Origin of the sequence: Salinisphaera sp. LB1 (genome assembly GCF_003177035.1) — a bacterium.
Lineage (GTDB): Bacteria > Pseudomonadota > Gammaproteobacteria > Nevskiales > Salinisphaeraceae > Salinisphaera.
This window is the reverse complement of sequence record NZ_CP029488.1, coordinates 980,245-996,409: the sequence shown is the minus strand read 5'-3', so window position 1 is coordinate 996,409 and position 16,165 is coordinate 980,245. Positions and strand designations below refer to the sequence as shown.

The window sequence follows — 16,165 nt, the reverse complement described above, 5'->3', positions numbered from 1 at the left end:
GTGCCCGATGGCGCGTGAGCCCGAACGATTCACCGATGCCGAGGCGCTGGTCGACTGGTTGATCGGGCGCGTCGGCCGCAGGCTGTGTGTGGGTGCGCCGTTGGGGCTGGGCAAGGCCGCGACGCTCATGAACGCGCTGTATCGACGCGCCTGTGCCGATCCGGCTCTCGATCTGACCTTCATCACGGCGCTCTCGCTGGATGTGCCCGAGCCCTCGGGCGATCTTGAGCGCCGGTTGATGGGGCCGATCGTCGAGCGCGTGTTCGGCGATTACCCGGGACTGGATTATCTGCGCGATCTCAAGCGCGGCGCGCTGCCGGCCAACGTCACCGTATCGGAGTTTTTCTTCCAGCCCGGCGCCATGCTGGGCAATACTTATGCCCAGCGCCATTATCGCTCGGTGAACTACACCCACGCGGCGCGCGATCTGCTCGATGCCGGGGTGAACGTGCTTATGCAGATGGTCGCGCCCGGCATTCGCGATGACGAAATCTCGTTGTCGTGCAACACCGATGTCACGCTGGATCTGATGCCGGTCGTCGAGCGCATGCGCGAGGCCGGCACCGCGCCGCTGATCGTCGGCCAGGTCAACCGCCGGTTGCCGACCATGACCCGCAGCGCGCTGGTGTCCAGCCGCCGGATGGATGCATTGTTCGAGGGCCCTGCCGCCGACTTCAAGCCGTTCGGCGCGCCGGCCGCGCCCGTGCCCGACGCCGATTACGCCATTGCCGCACGCGTGGCGGCGCTGGTGGCAGACGGCGGTACGCTACAGATCGGCATCGGCAGTCTGTCCGATGCCATCGCCTATTGCCTGGCGCTGCGCCACAACGACAATGCCCGCTTTCGCCGGCTGATCGGGCGCATGCCGGCGACCGCCGCCGAACACGTCCTGGTCGATCGCCATGCCGGTCGGGGCGTGTTCGAGCGCGGGCTCTATGGCTGTACCGAAATGCTGGTGGATGCCTATCTGCAGCTGCATCGCGCCGGGGTGATCAAGCGCGCGGTCTACGACGACCTGACCGTCCAGACATTGCTCAACGCTGGCGCCATCGACGAGGCCGTCGGTCCGCGCACGCTCACCGCGTTGCGGGAGGCCGGCGCGATCGATGGCCAGCTCAGCGCGGATGATGTCGCGTATCTGAAGTCCATCGGTGTGTTTCATGCCGGGGTGGTGTGGCTGGATGGGCACCTGTCCGCTGGCGACCATGAGCCGCCGATCGCGGCGAACCTGGCTGATCGCGACGCCCGGAGTGAGATCGAGGCGCGTTGTCTGGGCACGCATCTCGCCGGGGCGACGCTGGTCCACGGTGGTTTCTTTCTCGGGCCGAACGACTTCTATCAACGCCTGCGCGATCTCGACGCGGACACGCGCGAGCGTTTCCACATGACCAGCGTCGGCGAGATCAACCATCTATACGGCAACGAGGCGATCAAACGCGCCCAGCGCACCAATGCACGCTTTATCAACACCGCGCTCAAGGCCTCGCTGGACGGCGCGGTGGCGTCCGACGGCCTCGAGTCGGGGCAGGTCCTGTCCGGCGTGGGCGGGCAATACAATTTCGTGGCCCAGGCGCACGAACTGGCGGGCGCGCGCTCAATTGTCTGCGTACGCGCGGTCCGGTCCGGTGCGAACGGGCTGGAATCCAACATCGTGGCACGCTACGGCTACAACACCATCCCGCGCCACCTGCGCGACATCGTGGCCACCGAGTACGGGGTGGCCGACCTGCGCGGCAAGACCGACGAAGACGTCGCCATCGCCCTGATCGAGATCGCTGACGCCCGTTTCCAGGACGAGCTGCGCGCGACCGCGGTGGCCGCCGGCAAGCTGTCGCCGCGTTATCGCATCCCGGCGGCGGCCCGGGCCAACACGCCGGCGGCCGTACATGACTGGCTGGCCCCGGATCGCCGCGACGGCGGCTTTCCCCAGTATCCGTACGGCTGTGATTTCACCGATATCGAGCGGGCGCTGATCGGCGCGCTGCGCTCGTTGCGCTCGGCCTCGTCGGCCCGGCTGATGGCCGTGGTGGCCCGCAACGCGCCCAGGCTGCGCTGCGCGCATGCGGCGGCCGTACCTTATCTCGAGCGAATGGATCTGGATCGGCCCACGCGTTGGCGTGAGCGTTGGCAGGCCCGCCTGGTGACGATGGCGCTGCTCGAATCCGGTGCCATCGGCGGCCACTGAGGCCGGTCCGGGGCCCGCGCTTCAATCGCCCGGACCGTTGCCGCGGGCGCGATCGACGGTGAAGCGTTCCGCGCCGATCAACTGGCCGTCGTCGGTGACCACGGCGACCCGCCAGTAGCCCACCGGATTCGGGCCGAGCGAGGTCTTGTGGCTCCAGGTCCGGAAACCGTTGTTGCGCGTGCCGCCGCGGATATGCAGCGGTATCCGGCTCACTACTTTGCCGTCATGCGACCACACATGCAGCACCTTCTGATGCAGACCGCGCGGCGCCTTGATCGCCGAGAAGGCATACAGGCCATTGGTCCGCAGTTGGGCCACGGTGAAATGATGTTGGTCCGGCCCGGGTTGCCGGTTGGCGGTATCCATCCGGGTGGTGATGGCCATGTGCTTGGCGTTGAGCGTGGCCGGCGGGATCCAGAAACGCGCCATCCAGGCGCCGCCGCCGAGCGCGATCGACAGGCCGGCGAGTACGAACCAGCGCGACCAGTGCCGGGCGCGCAACACATCGTTGAAACTGGGCAGGGCACAGACCCCCATCACCGCAGAGGCGAGCGCGATGGAGTTGCCCGTAGTCAGGGACAGAATGATCGGCCCACCGGCCAGGATGGCCGCGAACAGCGTGAAGGCGTGGTAGCCGAGAAACAGCCAGCGCCGGCGCGCGATCACGTCGTAATACAGCGGATCGATTGTCGAGGCCACGGCGGCGATGACGATCAGCCCGGTGAATACGCACTGCGCCGACCGCCAGGTGGTGGTGGTCAGGAAAAACGGCAGGACGAAGAACAGCGTTTCCTGGTGCAGCACCTGGGCGGCATAGCGCACCAGGATCTGCGGCACACGCTCGCCGACGAAGCGGGCGAGAATGCGACACAACAGACCTTCGAACAGCAGCGCCACCCAGCCCAGCAGCATGAGCGCGGTCAGCCACTGGGCCAGGGCGTTCTGGCGCTGGATGAGAAAATAGCTGCCCAGACCGATCGCGAACGACGCCACGGGCACCAGGCGCCGGAACCGATAGGCCAGCTGCCCGGCACGGCTGTCCAGCACGCGCGCGATCAGCTGATCGGTGCGGCTCGCCGGGACGGTGGTTTCAAGCGCAGGATCGGAACGCGACACGGGCGGCGAGGGCTCGTCGGCGGGCGGCGAAATCAACGCGCTATCATAGCAGCGGCGCGCGGCGGCAGCGGCTTACGCAACACGCGTATGGTTCGAATCGGTGGGTGTTATCATGATCGGCCGATCGATAACCGCCAGACCGGATCGAGGATATGAGCGAGTTCAAGGGCATTCCCGTGGTCACCGGGACCAAGGTGAGCAAACCCAACGGCACGCGCGCCATCAAGAACGGCATGAAGGCCTCCAAGAAGGCGGCCGCGGTGCCGATCGGGCGCAAGCCGGACTGGTTGCGCGCGCGCCTGCCTTCCGGCGGCGAGTACGCCAAGGTCAAGGACAATGTGCGCCAGCACAAGCTGGCCACGGTGTGCGAGGAGTCGATGTGTCCGAACATTGGCGAATGCTGGACCCACGGCACCGCCACCATCATGATCATGGGCGACACCTGCACGCGCGCCTGCAAGTTCTGTGCGGTGGACACCGGCAATCCGCATGGCTGGCTGGATGCCGACGAGCCGGAGCACTGTGCCGACTCGGTCGAGATCATGGGCCTGAACTATATCGTGCTCACCTCGGTGGATCGCGACGATCTGGCCGACGGCGGGGCCCAGCACTATGCCGACTGCGTGAAGGCGATCAAGCGCCGTACGCCGGAAACACGGGTGGAAGCACTGGCCCCGGATTTCCGCGGGGTGCAGGCCCATGTCGAGACCGTGGTCGATTCAGGGCTGGAGGTGTTCGCCCAGAACGTGGAGACGGTCAAGCGCCTGACGCATGTCGTGCGCGACGCGCGCGCGGGCTACCAGCAGACGCTGGACGTCCTCGCGCATGCGAAAAAGCATAATCCGGATGTGTTGACCAAGACGTCCGTGATGCTGGGCCTGGGCGAGACCGAGGCCGAAATCGCCGAAACACTGGACGATCTGGCCGCCATCGGCGTCGACATCGTCACCTTCGGCCAGTACCTGCGCCCGACGGTCAATCACCTGCCGATCGATCGCTATGTCCCGCCGGACGACTTCAAGAAATATCGCCAGTGGGGCCTGGCGCGCGGTTTCATGGAAGTGGTCTCCGGGCCGTTGGTGCGCAGCTCCTATCGCGCCGATCGGGTGTTCGACCAGAACAACGCCGGGCTGGAGGAAACAGCCTAAGCGCCGCGCGCTTGTCCCCGCGGCGCCGAGCCCGATGCCGCAGCGACCGGCCGTGCCGCCGGTCGCTGTGTTGACATAGATCCTCAGGCGGCTTCGTCGAGGCCGTCGGCCGGGCCGAAGAACTCATAGTGCATCGCCGAATCCGGCACCCGGCGCTGGTCCAGGAGTCGCCGCACCAGGGCCAGCATCGGCTTGGGGCCGCAGAAGTAGTAATCGGCCGGCCGATCGCCGACCAGCGCATCGAGCAGGGCGTGGTCGATCAGGCCGCGGCTCGCGTCGTCGCTATCGGTCGGATCATCGGCCGCCGGTTCACTGTAGCGGACATGGACGCGCAGGTTGTCGTGTGCGGCGGCGAGCGCGTCGATTTCGTCGCTGAACGGGCGCAGTCGGCGTTCACGCACGGCCTGTATGAGCACGATGTCGCGCCTCGGGTCGGTTTCCACGGCTGCATGCAGCATCGACAACAGCGGCGTGATACCGACCCCGCCGGCCAGCAGTACCAGCGGTCGTGAGGCGTCGTCCGCCTGCAGGGTGAATTCACCGCAGGGCGGGCTGAGCCGAACATGGTCGCCGACGGCCAATTGGTCGTGCGCGTAGTTCGAGAATTTGCCGTTGGGCGCGTTCGCCGCCGGGGCGTCCTCACGTTTGACGCTGATCCGATAGTACGGTGTGCCCGGTGCGTTCGACAGGCTGTAGTTGCGCAGCGCGCTGTCGTCGTCGGGCAATTCCGTCTGGATGGCCACGTATTGCCCCGGGCGATGCGCCGCCAGCGGCTGGCCGTCGACCGGTTCCAGATACAGCGACACGATATTGTCGGCGGCCGGCTCGCGGCGCGTGACGACGAACGGCTTGAAGCCGGACCAGCCGTCGCGGGCCGCCTGCTCGGCGTAGATCTGGCGCTCACGCTCGATGAAGATATCGGCCAGTTGGCCGTAGGCGGCGGCCCATGCATCGATGACTTCGTCGGTGGCGGCCTCGCCCAGGACCTCGCGGATGGCGGCCAGGAGATTCTCGCCCACGATCGGGTAGTGTTCCGGCGCGATTCCCAGCGAGACATGCTTTTGCGCGATCAATTCGACCGCATCGGCCAGGGCCGACGGGTTGTCGATGTGCTGGGCATAGGCACAGACCGCGTTCGACAAGGCTTTCTGCTGGCGGCCGGAGAGCTGGTGAGCCGGGTTGAAATAGGCCTTGACCTCGGGATTGTGGCTGAACATCCGCGCGTACATGGTGCGGGCCAGTGTTTCGCCGTGTTCGTTGAGAAGCGGGACGGTTGCCTTGATCGCGGCGGTCTGCTGCGCTGTGAGCATGGAGGGCTCTCCTGGGTTTAAAAAAGCATGTGATATACCTATTTAAATGAGTATATATTTTGCCGATTCAGAGTCAAGATCCCGCCCATGCAACTGACCACCCATACGGATTACGCGCTGCGCCTGCTGATCTATCTGGCCGTGCGCGATGCCACCGAGCCGGCTCGTGTTCAGGAGGTCGCGGCTCGCTATGCCATATCGAGTCATCATGTGGCCAAGGTGGCACAGACGCTGGTGCAGCTCGGCTATATCCACAGCTACCGGGGGCGCGGGGGCGGGCTGTTACTGGCCGTACCGGTTGAGACCATCAATATCGGCACCCTGGTACGCCAGACCGAGAATCTGCGACTGCTGGAGTGCTTCGGGCCGGATTCGACCTGCCCCATCGATCCGGTTTGCGGTCTCAAGCACGTGCTGGGGGTGGCACAGCAGGCGTTTCTGGCGGTGCTGGACGATTACACGCTCGATCGCCTGATCTCCAACCGCGCCGAGCTGTCGGCTTTGCTCGGGCATCCCTGACCCGAAAAAAGCAAAAACCCCCGGCCGCGCCGAGGCGGGCCGGGGGTTGACGTTCTGGCGCCGGGATCAGGCCAGCGGCGGCTGGCCGTTGGAGGCCGACAGGCCGCCGTCGACCGGCAGGTTCACGCCGTTGATGAAACGGGCATCGTTGCTGGCCAGGAACACGATGACGTCGCCGACTTCCTCGGCCTCGGCACCGCGGCCCATGGGAATACGCTCGGCGAACTTTGTCATCAGCGCGTCTTTTTCGAACATGTCGTCGGTAAGCTCGGAGCGGGTCAGGCTCGGGCAGACCGCGTTCACGCGCACGCCGGTATTGACGTAGTCCAGTGCCACCGCACGGGTGAAGTTGCTCACCGCGCCCTTGCTGGTGTTGTACGTGGCAAACGACCAGTCGCCGCCCAGGCCTGACACAGACGAGGTGTTGACGATGGATCCGCCGCTGTTCGACAGATGCGGCATGGCGGCCCGCGTGCAGTGGAATACGCCGTCGACGTTGATCGACATCACTTTTTTCCAGTCGTCGTCCGAGACCTCGGCGATCGGCCCACCCGAGGCCACGCCAGCGTTGTTGACCAGCACATCCAGCCCGCCGAAGCGATCGATGACAGCCTTGAACAGCGCGTCGACCTGATGGGCATCGGCGACATCGGCGGCGTGAATCATCAGCCTGGTGTTGTCCGCCCCATCGCCGAACACGGCTTCGAGTTTCTCGCGGGTGCGCCCCACGAGCACCACGTTGGCGCCCTCGGCAGCGAATCGCCTGGCGGTGGCGGCGCCGATACCGGAGCCGGCGCCGGTGACGACCACGGTTTGGCCGGAAAATCGTTCAGTCATGGATCTATCCTTGTCGATAAAAAGCGCCGCCGGCTGGGCCGGGCGGCGCCTTGAAACCAGTGACCGGGACTATGACGCGTTGCGTGTCACAACCCAAGTCCCGGCCGCTACGGCAGGGTAGCGTTCGGTCAGTTGTCGAACACCATGATGCCCCAGGCCAGCCGTCCGGCCGATCCGGCATCCACCCAGTGCTGCAGCCCTTTCTTCATGTTGGCAATATAGGTTTCGGAGATCCGGCCGTCGAGCTCGCGGTGGTGAGAGTCGAGCTCACGGTGGATCCGGTCATAGTGACGCGGTATCTGCTCAGTGCGGTCCTCGAAGAGGCGCTCGGTCAGGCCGCGCCGGGTCAGCTGTTCGCGGTAGAAGCCGGGTGAGCCCATGGTGTCCAGCTGAATGCGATCGAGCACCGGCTGCAAGGCCTCGGCCGGCACGTCGTCGGCCGACATCGGGTCGGTGAACACGAACACGCCGCCCGGCTTCAATACGCGCACGACCTCGTCGAGCACGCGCGGCCGATTGCCGGAATGCAGGATCGCGTCCTGCGACCAGACCACGTCGAAGCTGTCGGCATCGAAGGGAATATCCTCGAAATTGCCGTCGACGATGGTGACCTTGTCGTCCAGCCCGCGTTCGGCGGTCTGTCTGCGCCCGCGCTCGTTCTGGACCTCGGACAGGTTCAACGACACGACCTCGGCGCCGTATTTCGCGGCGATATAGCGGGCCGACCCGCCATAGCCGCCGCCGATATCCAACACCCGGGCGTCGGGGCCGAGCTTGTCGGCCACCAACTCGGCCATACGGGCGACGGTGCGATGACTGGCCGCGGTGACCGGCTCGTCGTCGGACCGGTACAGGCCGATGTGAATGTCTTCGCCGCCCCAGAGGCTGGAGTAGAAATTGTCGGCGTCGGCGCTGTTGTAGTAGTTCTGGGCGGTCCTGACCGCCTTGGAATACTCGCTCATTGGTTCCCCCTGTTTATTCGCTGACGTCGTCGTCTTCGTCGGCCGAGAGATAGCTCTTCTCCGCGACGTGAATGAAGAAATCCGGATCGCTTTCGCGATAGCTCGACTGGAAATCGCCAAAGGTGGTCACGCGCTGGAAACCGACCTGGTGCATCAGGTCGTGCACATAGGCCTTGCGTAGCGGGAACATGTTCAGGTGGTAGACCGAGCCGTCGTCCGAGAATTCATAACGGAAGCGCGCCAGACCCTTGTCGACATGCTCGGGCTGGGCGGACACGCCTTCGCCGCAGTAATAGAACTTATGGCTCGGGCCGCCGGTCTTGCCGTCGAGCAGTGCATCGTAATTGCGCTGGTCGAGGATGAGGATGCCGTCGTGCTTGAGCATCGAGTAGAACTCGGCGAGCGTGCGGCGCCGGTCGTGCTCGTTGAAGATATGCGTGAAGGAGTTGCCGAGACAGATGATCGCGTCATAGCGGCCGACCATGTCGCGGGTCATCCAGCGCCAGTCGGTATGTACGGTCTTGAGGATGAAGCCACGCTCGCGAGCGTTGTCGAACGCCTTGGTGAGCATCTGGGGGCTGCCGTCGACGCTGGCGACTTCGAAGCCGGCGCGCAGCAGCTGGACGGAATGGAAGCCGGTGCCGCAAGCGGCATCGATGACCGTCTCGCAGCCGTACTTCCTGAGCACATCGATGAAAAAACTGCCTTCGCTGGCCGCCCGACCGTCCCAGTCGATCAGGTCGTCCCAGCGTTGGACGAAATCGTGGACGTATTCGTGTTGGTAGTGGTCTGTTTCGCGGATTTCGGTCGGTTGGTCGCCGAAATCCTGCGTGCGTTGGAACATGGGGTCGCTACTCATACGCAAATGCCTCCGTTGCAGCCGTTGAGGCGCTTTGCGCGCCGGCCGCAAGCTTTTCAAATGATGCCCTGACACCGTATGTACAGACCGAACCGACTTTCAATTGCGCGCCATGCCTGCGGCGCGCCGGGTGGTGTCCGTGGATCGCGCTGTAAGCCTGTCTCGACAAGGCATCCGCAGGAATACGGAGTTGACAAGTCAATCGTGTGCGGCTGATTTGAATCCGGCTGTCATCTGCGCAAACAATGTTGTCTGATGCAGCTATTTGCTGCCTTCTACGCACGTCTCGATGCCGCCACGGCGGAACGGGTTAAACCAAGACGTCATTCCCCGGCTCCCTTGGCTGGCAAACCGGCTTCCCGTCGTATTCACCACGGGAGTTTTCAGTCATGCCGCATGCGTCGCGTCCGCCCGAACAATGGCAACAGCCGGTGCGAGCCCGGGCTGCCGGCGGCCGGAGTCAAGCGGCCTTCTGTGTCGAGCACGGGCTGCCCAAGAGCTCTGCCCAAGAGCGCGTTCCAGTCGTGGAAGCCGCACTCGCGCGCCGGGTATTTGCCTCCTCCGAACGCCGTGCTGGTCACGCCTCGGGCCTGGACGGGCCGTCGCGGACGACAACGGCCTGGGATATCGAACTCGATTTGGGCGATGGCGTCTGTCTGCGGCTGCGCCGGGCGAGGCCCCGCTCAGCGGGCCACGGTTTCGTGTTATTAATCCGGCATCAAAACAGCTGACTTCATCAGCTGTTTTCACCGCCTTCAAAAATAAAAGCTGGCGCCTGTCCGTCTTTTATTTGCAAAGGCTTAGCGGCCAACGGCCGCGGCGGTCATGCGGTCGCATACTCGCGCTATTAACCGAAAAATCATCTATTTTGGCGCCGGGTTGATAATCAACCGCCGACGTACCAGCTGAAGTGCTTGTACTTCGACGCTGGCGGCTACTGTATCTCGAGCAGACGCATCGAGAAGGGCGGGCTCGGTGGCGATCGTACGGCGTCATGGTCGACGGTGTCGCTGTCACGGACCGCATTCGAGTCCTTGCTCGAAGGCCTGGACGTGCCGGTCAGAAAACAATGCAAACGTAGGCATCCGCCGGTTTCCGGGGCATTGGGCCGGGTATGATTTACGTCTGAAATCGCAAGGGATTCAGTCGCTTGTCCGCCACGGCGCCGGCGCAGAAACATGACAAGGCTGTCGCACAAGCTACGACCCTGTGTGAACAGTTGGCGGCGGCCCAGCGCCATACTGGCCGAGCGTCGGCTCGTCTGGTTCACGCGCGAGCCGTTGGGTGCCAAATCAGAAAAACGCCGGGCGATTCTGATCGGGCGTCGCAATTGGCTGTTCTGTTGGACGGAAGTCGGGGCCGAGCCCGCGGGCATTACCCGGAGCCTGACCAGTGCATGCCGACTACATGGCGTCGATCCGTATACCTATATGGTGGACGTGCTCCAGCGCATGGGCGTCCATCCGGCCCGCCGGGTTGCCTAACTCACCTTGCGGCTCTGGAAGGGATACTTCGCCGAGACCCCGTTGCGTTTCGATATCGACCGCTTCGGCAGTAACGTCGCCGAATCGTCGGTTACACGACGGCGGCCACCCGAAGGTGGCCGCGATGCGCGATTCTTTCGCCGAAGGGTCGCCGGCTGACGTCTTCTGCGCGCTATCGTTTCTCCGCGGATGTTGCATCAAGCGACTGATGTCGGGTCGAGCGGCGCGCATCACAGGGCAAGGCGATTTTTCATCGCCTGCCCGGGTCGACGATCCTATTGCTGCATTCGGGCCTCTAAAGCCGGAATGATCTCGAACAGGTCGCCAACCAGCCCGATATCGGCCACCTCGAATATCGGGGCGTCTTCATCGTTATTAACGGCCACGATCGTGCCGGCGTCCTTGATGCCGGCCAGGTGTTGAATGGCGCCGGAAATGCCGAAACACATATAGAGTTCCGGCGAGATGACCTTACCCGTTTGACCGACCTGCATGTCATTGGGTACATAGCCGGCATCGACCGCAGCGCGCGATGCGCCCACTGCCGCGCCGATTTTGTCGGCGAAGTCGTAGATCAGCTTGAAATTTTCCTCGCTGCCGACGGCACGGCCGCCGGAGACGACTTTGGTCGCGGTCTGTAGATCGGGGCGATCGGATTTATGCTGCTCCAGATTGACGAACCGGGTATGGCTGGGTAGCTCGGCATCCAGGGTCAGTGCCTCGACGGCGGCGTCGTTGCCGTTGGGCGCTTCGGCATAGGAGGCGCTGCGGACCGAGCCGACCAGGACTTGATCCTCGGATGCGGCAACCGTGGTGATCGCGTTGCCGGCATAGATCGGTCGATCGAATTCATAAGGGCCATGCACGGCCATGATGTCGGTAACCATCGCCACCCCGAGTTTGGCGGCCACACGTGGCATGAGATCCTTGCCAAAGGTCGTGTTGGGGCCGAGCAGATGGCTATAGCCCCCGGACTCGACCGCGGCCACGATCTGCGGCGCCAGGGTGGCCGCCACCGGATGCGCGTTGGCGGGGTTGTCGGCGTACCGGACTTTTGTAACGCCTTCGATCCGGGCCGCCTCGCCCGCAAGCGCGGCACCGTCGTCGGCCAGCACCAGGACATCGATGGTGTCGATCCCCAAATCTCGCGCACAGGTCACGGCCCGCGCGGTCGAGGAATTGAGCGTGCCGTTCAGGTGATCGGCGATAACGAGTATTGAGCTCATAACAGACCTTTTTCCTTGAGTTTGGAAACCAGTGCGTCGACCGACTCGACCATCACGCCGGGTTCGCGCTGCGGCGGCGGTGCGACCTTCCGGGTGTCCAGTCCGGGGGCGGGGCGGACCCCCAGGTCGTCCATGCTGCTGTCTTCAATCGGTTTCTTCTTGGCCTTCATGATGTCCGGCAACTTGAGGTAGCGCGGCTCGTTCAGGCGCAAATCGGTCGTAATCACGGCCGGTAGGTCCACGTCCAACGTTTCCAGGCCGGCATCGATCTCACGCGTGACCCGAGCGGTATCGCCGTTCAGCTCGATCACGGAGGCGAACGTCGCCTGCGGCCACTCCAGCAGGGCGGCGGTCATCTGCCCGGTTTGGTTGGCATCGTCGTCGATCGCCTGTTTGCCCATCAGAAAGACTGTCGGTTCCTCCTGTTTGGCGATCGCTTCGAACACGCGCGCCGCGGTCAACGGCTGGACCGGCTCGTCCGTTTTGATATGGATGGCGCGATCGCAGCCGAAAGCCAGCGCGCTGCGCAGCTGTTCCTTGGCCGCATCCGAACCGATCGTCACCGCCACCACTTCGTCAGCTTCGCCCGATTCTTTCCAGCGCATGGCCTGCTCGATGGCGATTTCATCGAACGGGTTGACACTGTGCTTGACACCGTCGGTCTCCACGCCGGAGCCGTCCGGTTTAATTCGTATGCGCACGTTATAGTCGATTGCGCGTTTAATGCTGACCAGTACTTTCATGATTTTCCTTGGCAATCAGAGGTTGTAGTAATTCGGCCCCGAGCCGCCTTCGGGTACGACCCAATTGATGATCTGGTAGGGGTCCTTGATATCGCAGGTCTTGCAGTGTACGCAGTTGGCGGCGTTGATCTTCAGCTCGCGCTCGCCTTGTGCGTTATCGACCATTTCATAGACGGAAGCCGGACAGAAGCGGGTACATGGGTTGCCGTATTCGGTGACGCAGCGGCTGGTGCAGATATCCGGTTCGAGAATCTGCAGATGCACGGGCTGATCCTCGTCGTGCTCGGTCTGCGCGAAATAGACCGAAGCGAGCCGATCTCTCGGCGCGAGATCCCGCTTCACATAGTCCTGGGCTTCGTCCGGTGTCTCGGTCGCGATTTCGCTGAGTTTTTTCGTCGCTTGCCAATCGCTGTGATTATGCAATGTCCAAGGCGATTTGCCGGCAGTGGCCGTCTCCCAGGCCGCGTTCAACAGACCTTTCCATTTCCCCTTGTTGAAGCCGGGGCGGATATTGCGGACCTTTTTCAGCTCTCTAGCCACGCTCGAGCCACGCAGTACGCGATCGAAGCCGTCGGCTTTGCCCGTGTCAATGAGGTGATCGGCGGCCAGCATGCCGCTGTTCATGGCGGTATGGATGCCCTTGATTTTAGGCACATTGAGCGTGCCTGCTGCGTCGCCGATCAAGATCGCCCCCGGCATCTCGGTCTTCGGCAACGATTGCCAGCCGCCTTCGACCAGTGCGCGGGCACCGGCGGAGATGATCTCGCCGCCTTCCAGCAGCGGCTTGATCTTGGGATGATGCTTCAATTGCTGAAAGGCTTCGAACGGTTTGAAGCGCGGGTCGGCGTAGTCGAGGCCGGCCACAAAACCAATCGCGATTCGGTTGTTGTTGAGGTGATAAATGAAGCTGCCGCCGTAGGTGGCGTCATCCAGTGGCCAGCCGATGGTGTGCTGGATCAAGCCCGGTTGGGTGCGGCCTTCGGGTACTTCCCACAGCTCCTTAAGACCGATGCCGTACGTTTGCGGGTCGTAGTCCTTATCGAGCTCGAAGTGTTGGATCAGCTGCTTGCTGCAATGGCCGCGACAGCCCTCGGCAAAGATCGTGACCGGAGCGTGGATTTCGATGCCCGGCGTAAAGCTGTCTTTCCGGTTACCCTGGCGGTCCAGCCCCATGTCCGGCGTACGTACCCCCTTGACGGCTCCGGACTCGTCGAAAACGGCCTCGGCGGCCGAAAAGCCGGGATAGATTTCCACGCCCAGCGCTTCGGCCTTCGGCGCCAGCCAGGCCATGAGGTTGGCGATGGAAATGATGACGTTGCCATGGTTGTTCTGTTGCGGCGGGGTGGGCAGCTTGCGCGCGCCGTCTTTTTTCAGCATCCAGAATTCGTCGTCGGTCGCGTCCACGCAGATCGGGGGCGGATCGTCGCGCCAGCCGGGCACGAGTTCATCCAGCGGACCGGTCTCGATCACCGCGCCGGCCAGGCTATGGGCGCCGATCTCCGAGGCTTTCTCCAGCACGCAGACGCTCTTGTCGGCGTCTTTCTGTTTGAGACGCATGGCCGCCGCAAGACCTGCCGGGCCGGCGCCGATGATGACCACATCGTATGCCATGACATCGCGTTCTATCGATTCGTCCATAACCGTGCTCTGATTGGAATACTAGGTTACTGAGCTTCGTTCTTGCTCGGATCAATGTCTATTCGACTGTTGCCCGAATATCCGCGATAAAACGGCGCCGGTACGTCACGCCGCTGTCGTGGATGGAGTGGCCGCCGGCGTCAACGGCCGACGTTACCGGCAGGTATTCGACCTCGAAATCGTGGATGGCCTCGCTATCCAGATCATTGAACGCGATGACGCGCGCTCCGAATCGCATTGGACACCCGATCGGCATCGCCACCCACCGCCATCAGATGGATGTGGGCGGCGACGGGTCGTATTTGCTTCATCGGCTGTTGCTATTCGCTTCATGGTCGCTTTAAACATATTTTTTACGCAATGGGTTCGCGTGAGCGAACCGCCATCGGCAACGGGTCGCTGTTGGTTCAGCGTGCACGGCCTTGCTGTCCTATGGCTTGGGTGCCACGAGTGTTCCGGTGCGAACGCACGCGGTCTATCCGCAGGAGCCGTGCAAGAAGGCGGCTGTCCGAGGGTGTTTGTACACCCGCGCGCCGCCCTGCATTCAAGCGAACACCAACTCGTTTCGAGGCCGCCGGCTCAGTCGCAGATGGACTCAGTAAGCGTAGTCGCGCCCCTGGGCCTTGGCCTGTTCCCGCGAACTCTTGTTGACGGATTCGCGGAACGGCATCTCGACCACTTCGGCATCAACCGGTTTGCCCGGTACCGATTGAAGCGCCTCGGGCAGCCAAACCACGAGCTGGGTGCCCAGCGCACTCTCGGCGACCGGCACGTAAGCCATTGCGATATTGGTTTCGAGCTCCGGCGAGTACCAGGGCGAGGTAATATAGCCGCAAGGCTCGGCATCGGCGCTCTTGGCGACCAGCCAGAAGTCGGAAGCATAGTCCTCGATCGGTTTGCCGCCGAGCTTGAGGCCCACCAGTTGATGGGTGAATGGCGGATTGCCGTTCTCGACCTGCTCACGGGTGGCTTCCAGCGCTTTCTTGCCGATATAGTCCGCGGTTTTCTTGCGCGGCACCATATGGCCGAGGTTGCACTGGAACGGATTGGTTTCGTGATCCATATCCTGCCCGTAAGACAGGATACCGGCCGCGATTCGGCGGTGATGGGCCGGGGCGATGACCATCAGATTATGTTTTTCACCGGCTTTGAGAATAGCGTTCCAGACGGTCTCGGCGTTGATGGTCGAGTCGTAAGCGTAGACCTCGTAACCCTTCTCGCCGGTGAAGCCGGTTTGTGACACGAGCACATCGACGCCGTCGATAACCGAAGCCATGAGCCCGTAATAGGGCACGTCGCGCACCCCTTCGCCGACCAGGTCGATCATCATCGCTTCGGATTTTGGACCCTGAATCTGCAACGGGGAGACGTCGATTTCGTCGATACTGACGTCGAAGCGACCCTCGACGTTCACGCCCTTGAACCAGTACGCGAGATCCGAATCACTGATTGTGAACCAGAATTCGTCGTCCGATATCCGCAGCATGATCGGATCATTCAGCACATGGCCCTTGGTGTCGCACAGCACGACATAGCGTCCGCGCATCGGCGCCACTCGGGTGACATCGCGTGTGCAAACATAGTTGCAGAACGCCTCTGCGTCCGGTCCCTTGACTCGAATCGGGCGCTCGACCGCGACATTCCAGAGCGTGACGTCGTTAACCAGTGCCCGATATTCCACCATCGCGCCGCCATCTTCCGGACGGACATAGCCGCGCGGGTGATACATGCGGTTGTATACGGTTGCACGCCAGCAGCCGGCCTCGACCGACAGATGCCAGTAGGGCGACTTGCGTACCCGCGTTGACATAAGCATCTGAATGCCGGGATCGCCGGTCTGGCGGAGGTTGTATGGCACGTGCCGATCACTTTGATCGATGCTTTGCTGGTAGTTGGGTTGGTTCGAATTCGACATGGCGGCGCAATCCTTGAAAATTGGGTTTAGGTTAGCGGCTTCTCCGGCTCGGGCCTCGTTCAGGCTGTAACGCAATCACTCCTTGGGGCAACTCGAGGTATTGAAATGCGCTGAAGCGCTAAATGTGAGTACGCTGCCGACATTACGCGCCTGCCAGACTTCCGGTGTTCCGTGCGCGACGTCGCATTATCGGGATGCGACATTGGCAAAAGACCGTCGTTTT

At 63.0% G+C, this 16,165-nt stretch carries 14 protein-coding genes and 1 pseudogene; 5 read left to right on the top strand and 10 right to left on the bottom strand.

What is annotated here, in order from left to right:
* Positions 1 to 7 precede the first annotated feature (7 nt).
* Positions 8 to 2,185 carry an acetyl-CoA hydrolase/transferase C-terminal domain-containing protein gene (locus SALB1_RS04535; RefSeq protein ID WP_109992773.1) on the top strand — a complete coding sequence of 726 codons (2,178 nt, stop codon included), beginning with the start codon at positions 8 to 10 and terminating at the stop codon, positions 2,183 to 2,185.
* 21 nt (positions 2,186 to 2,206) lie between these two features.
* Here SALB1_RS04535 and SALB1_RS04530 read toward each other — a convergent pair whose 3' ends face one another.
* Positions 2,207 to 3,301 carry a DUF5924 family protein gene (locus tag SALB1_RS04530; RefSeq protein ID WP_145961234.1) on the bottom strand — a complete coding sequence of 365 codons (1,095 nt, stop codon included), beginning with the start codon at positions 3,299 to 3,301 and terminating at the stop codon, positions 2,207 to 2,209.
* Between the two features lie 152 nt (positions 3,302 to 3,453).
* Between SALB1_RS04530 and lipA the strand changes: the two genes are divergently transcribed.
* Entirely contained in the window at positions 3,454 to 4,449 is a 996-nt protein-coding gene (gene lipA, locus SALB1_RS04525) for a lipoyl synthase (RefSeq protein WP_109992771.1), read from the top strand.
* 83 nt (positions 4,450 to 4,532) lie between these two features.
* Here the strand turns inward: lipA and hmpA are convergent, their stop codons facing one another.
* The gene (hmpA, locus tag SALB1_RS04520) at positions 4,533 to 5,759 is read right to left on the bottom strand and encodes an NO-inducible flavohemoprotein (protein ID WP_109992770.1); all 1,227 of its coding nucleotides are present in this window, start codon (positions 5,757 to 5,759) and stop codon (positions 4,533 to 4,535) included.
* Between the two features lie 87 nt (positions 5,760 to 5,846).
* Between hmpA and SALB1_RS04515 the strand changes: the two genes are divergently transcribed.
* Positions 5,847 to 6,278 carry an Rrf2 family transcriptional regulator gene (locus tag SALB1_RS04515; RefSeq protein ID WP_109992769.1) on the top strand — a complete coding sequence of 144 codons (432 nt, stop codon included), beginning with the start codon at positions 5,847 to 5,849 and terminating at the stop codon, positions 6,276 to 6,278.
* Positions 6,279 to 6,344: 66 nt separating this feature from the next.
* Here the strand turns inward: SALB1_RS04515 and SALB1_RS04510 are convergent, their stop codons facing one another.
* The 3 genes from SALB1_RS04510 to SALB1_RS04500 form a co-directional block, all read right to left on the bottom strand.
* Complete coding sequence (locus SALB1_RS04510; RefSeq protein ID WP_109992768.1) at positions 6,345 to 7,115, bottom strand: SDR family NAD(P)-dependent oxidoreductase; 771 nt, start codon at positions 7,113 to 7,115, stop codon at positions 6,345 to 6,347.
* A 128-nt stretch (positions 7,116 to 7,243) separates the two neighbouring features.
* On the bottom strand, positions 7,244 to 8,077 hold the full coding sequence (locus SALB1_RS04505; protein ID WP_109992767.1) for a cyclopropane-fatty-acyl-phospholipid synthase family protein: 834 nt from the start codon (positions 8,075 to 8,077) through the stop codon (positions 7,244 to 7,246).
* A gap of 13 nt (positions 8,078 to 8,090) precedes the next feature.
* Positions 8,091 to 8,936 (bottom strand): class I SAM-dependent methyltransferase, encoded by an 846-nt coding sequence (locus SALB1_RS04500; RefSeq protein ID WP_109992766.1) that lies wholly within the window; start codon positions 8,934 to 8,936, stop codon positions 8,091 to 8,093.
* A 914-nt stretch (positions 8,937 to 9,850) separates the two neighbouring features.
* Between SALB1_RS04500 and SALB1_RS19830 the strand changes: the two genes are divergently transcribed.
* Both SALB1_RS19830 and SALB1_RS04490 read left to right on the top strand, forming a co-directional pair.
* The gene (locus tag SALB1_RS19830) at positions 9,851 to 10,054 is read left to right on the top strand and encodes a hypothetical protein (protein ID WP_158590623.1); all 204 of its coding nucleotides are present in this window, start codon (positions 9,851 to 9,853) and stop codon (positions 10,052 to 10,054) included.
* A 186-nt stretch (positions 10,055 to 10,240) separates the two neighbouring features.
* Positions 10,241 to 10,579, top strand: a pseudogene (locus tag SALB1_RS04490) (transposase domain-containing protein); the annotation flags it as partial.
* 116 nt (positions 10,580 to 10,695) lie between these two features.
* Here SALB1_RS04490 and SALB1_RS04485 read toward each other — a convergent pair.
* The 5 genes from SALB1_RS04485 to SALB1_RS04465 all read right to left on the bottom strand — a co-directional run bounded on the left by SALB1_RS04485 (position 10,696) and on the right by SALB1_RS04465 (position 15,942).
* Entirely contained in the window at positions 10,696 to 11,646 is a 951-nt protein-coding gene (locus SALB1_RS04485) for an electron transfer flavoprotein subunit alpha/FixB family protein (RefSeq protein WP_109992763.1), read from the bottom strand.
* Complete coding sequence (locus SALB1_RS04480; protein WP_109992762.1) at positions 11,643 to 12,389, bottom strand: electron transfer flavoprotein subunit beta/FixA family protein; 747 nt, start codon at positions 12,387 to 12,389, stop codon at positions 11,643 to 11,645. Before SALB1_RS04480 ends, SALB1_RS04485 begins: the two co-directional genes overlap by 4 nt.
* Before the next feature lie 15 nt (positions 12,390 to 12,404).
* Positions 12,405 to 14,027 carry an electron transfer flavoprotein-ubiquinone oxidoreductase gene (locus SALB1_RS04475; RefSeq protein WP_255414498.1) on the bottom strand — a complete coding sequence of 541 codons (1,623 nt, stop codon included), beginning with the start codon at positions 14,025 to 14,027 and terminating at the stop codon, positions 12,405 to 12,407.
* 58 nt (positions 14,028 to 14,085) lie between these two features.
* Positions 14,086 to 14,265, bottom strand: a complete 180-nt coding sequence (locus SALB1_RS04470; RefSeq protein WP_199678693.1) for a fumarate hydratase C-terminal domain-containing protein — start codon at positions 14,263 to 14,265, stop codon at positions 14,086 to 14,088.
* Between the two features lie 357 nt (positions 14,266 to 14,622).
* Positions 14,623 to 15,942 carry a glycine cleavage T C-terminal barrel domain-containing protein gene (locus tag SALB1_RS04465; RefSeq protein WP_109992761.1) on the bottom strand — a complete coding sequence of 440 codons (1,320 nt, stop codon included), beginning with the start codon at positions 15,940 to 15,942 and terminating at the stop codon, positions 14,623 to 14,625.
* Positions 15,943 to 16,165: the final 223 nt, after the last annotated feature.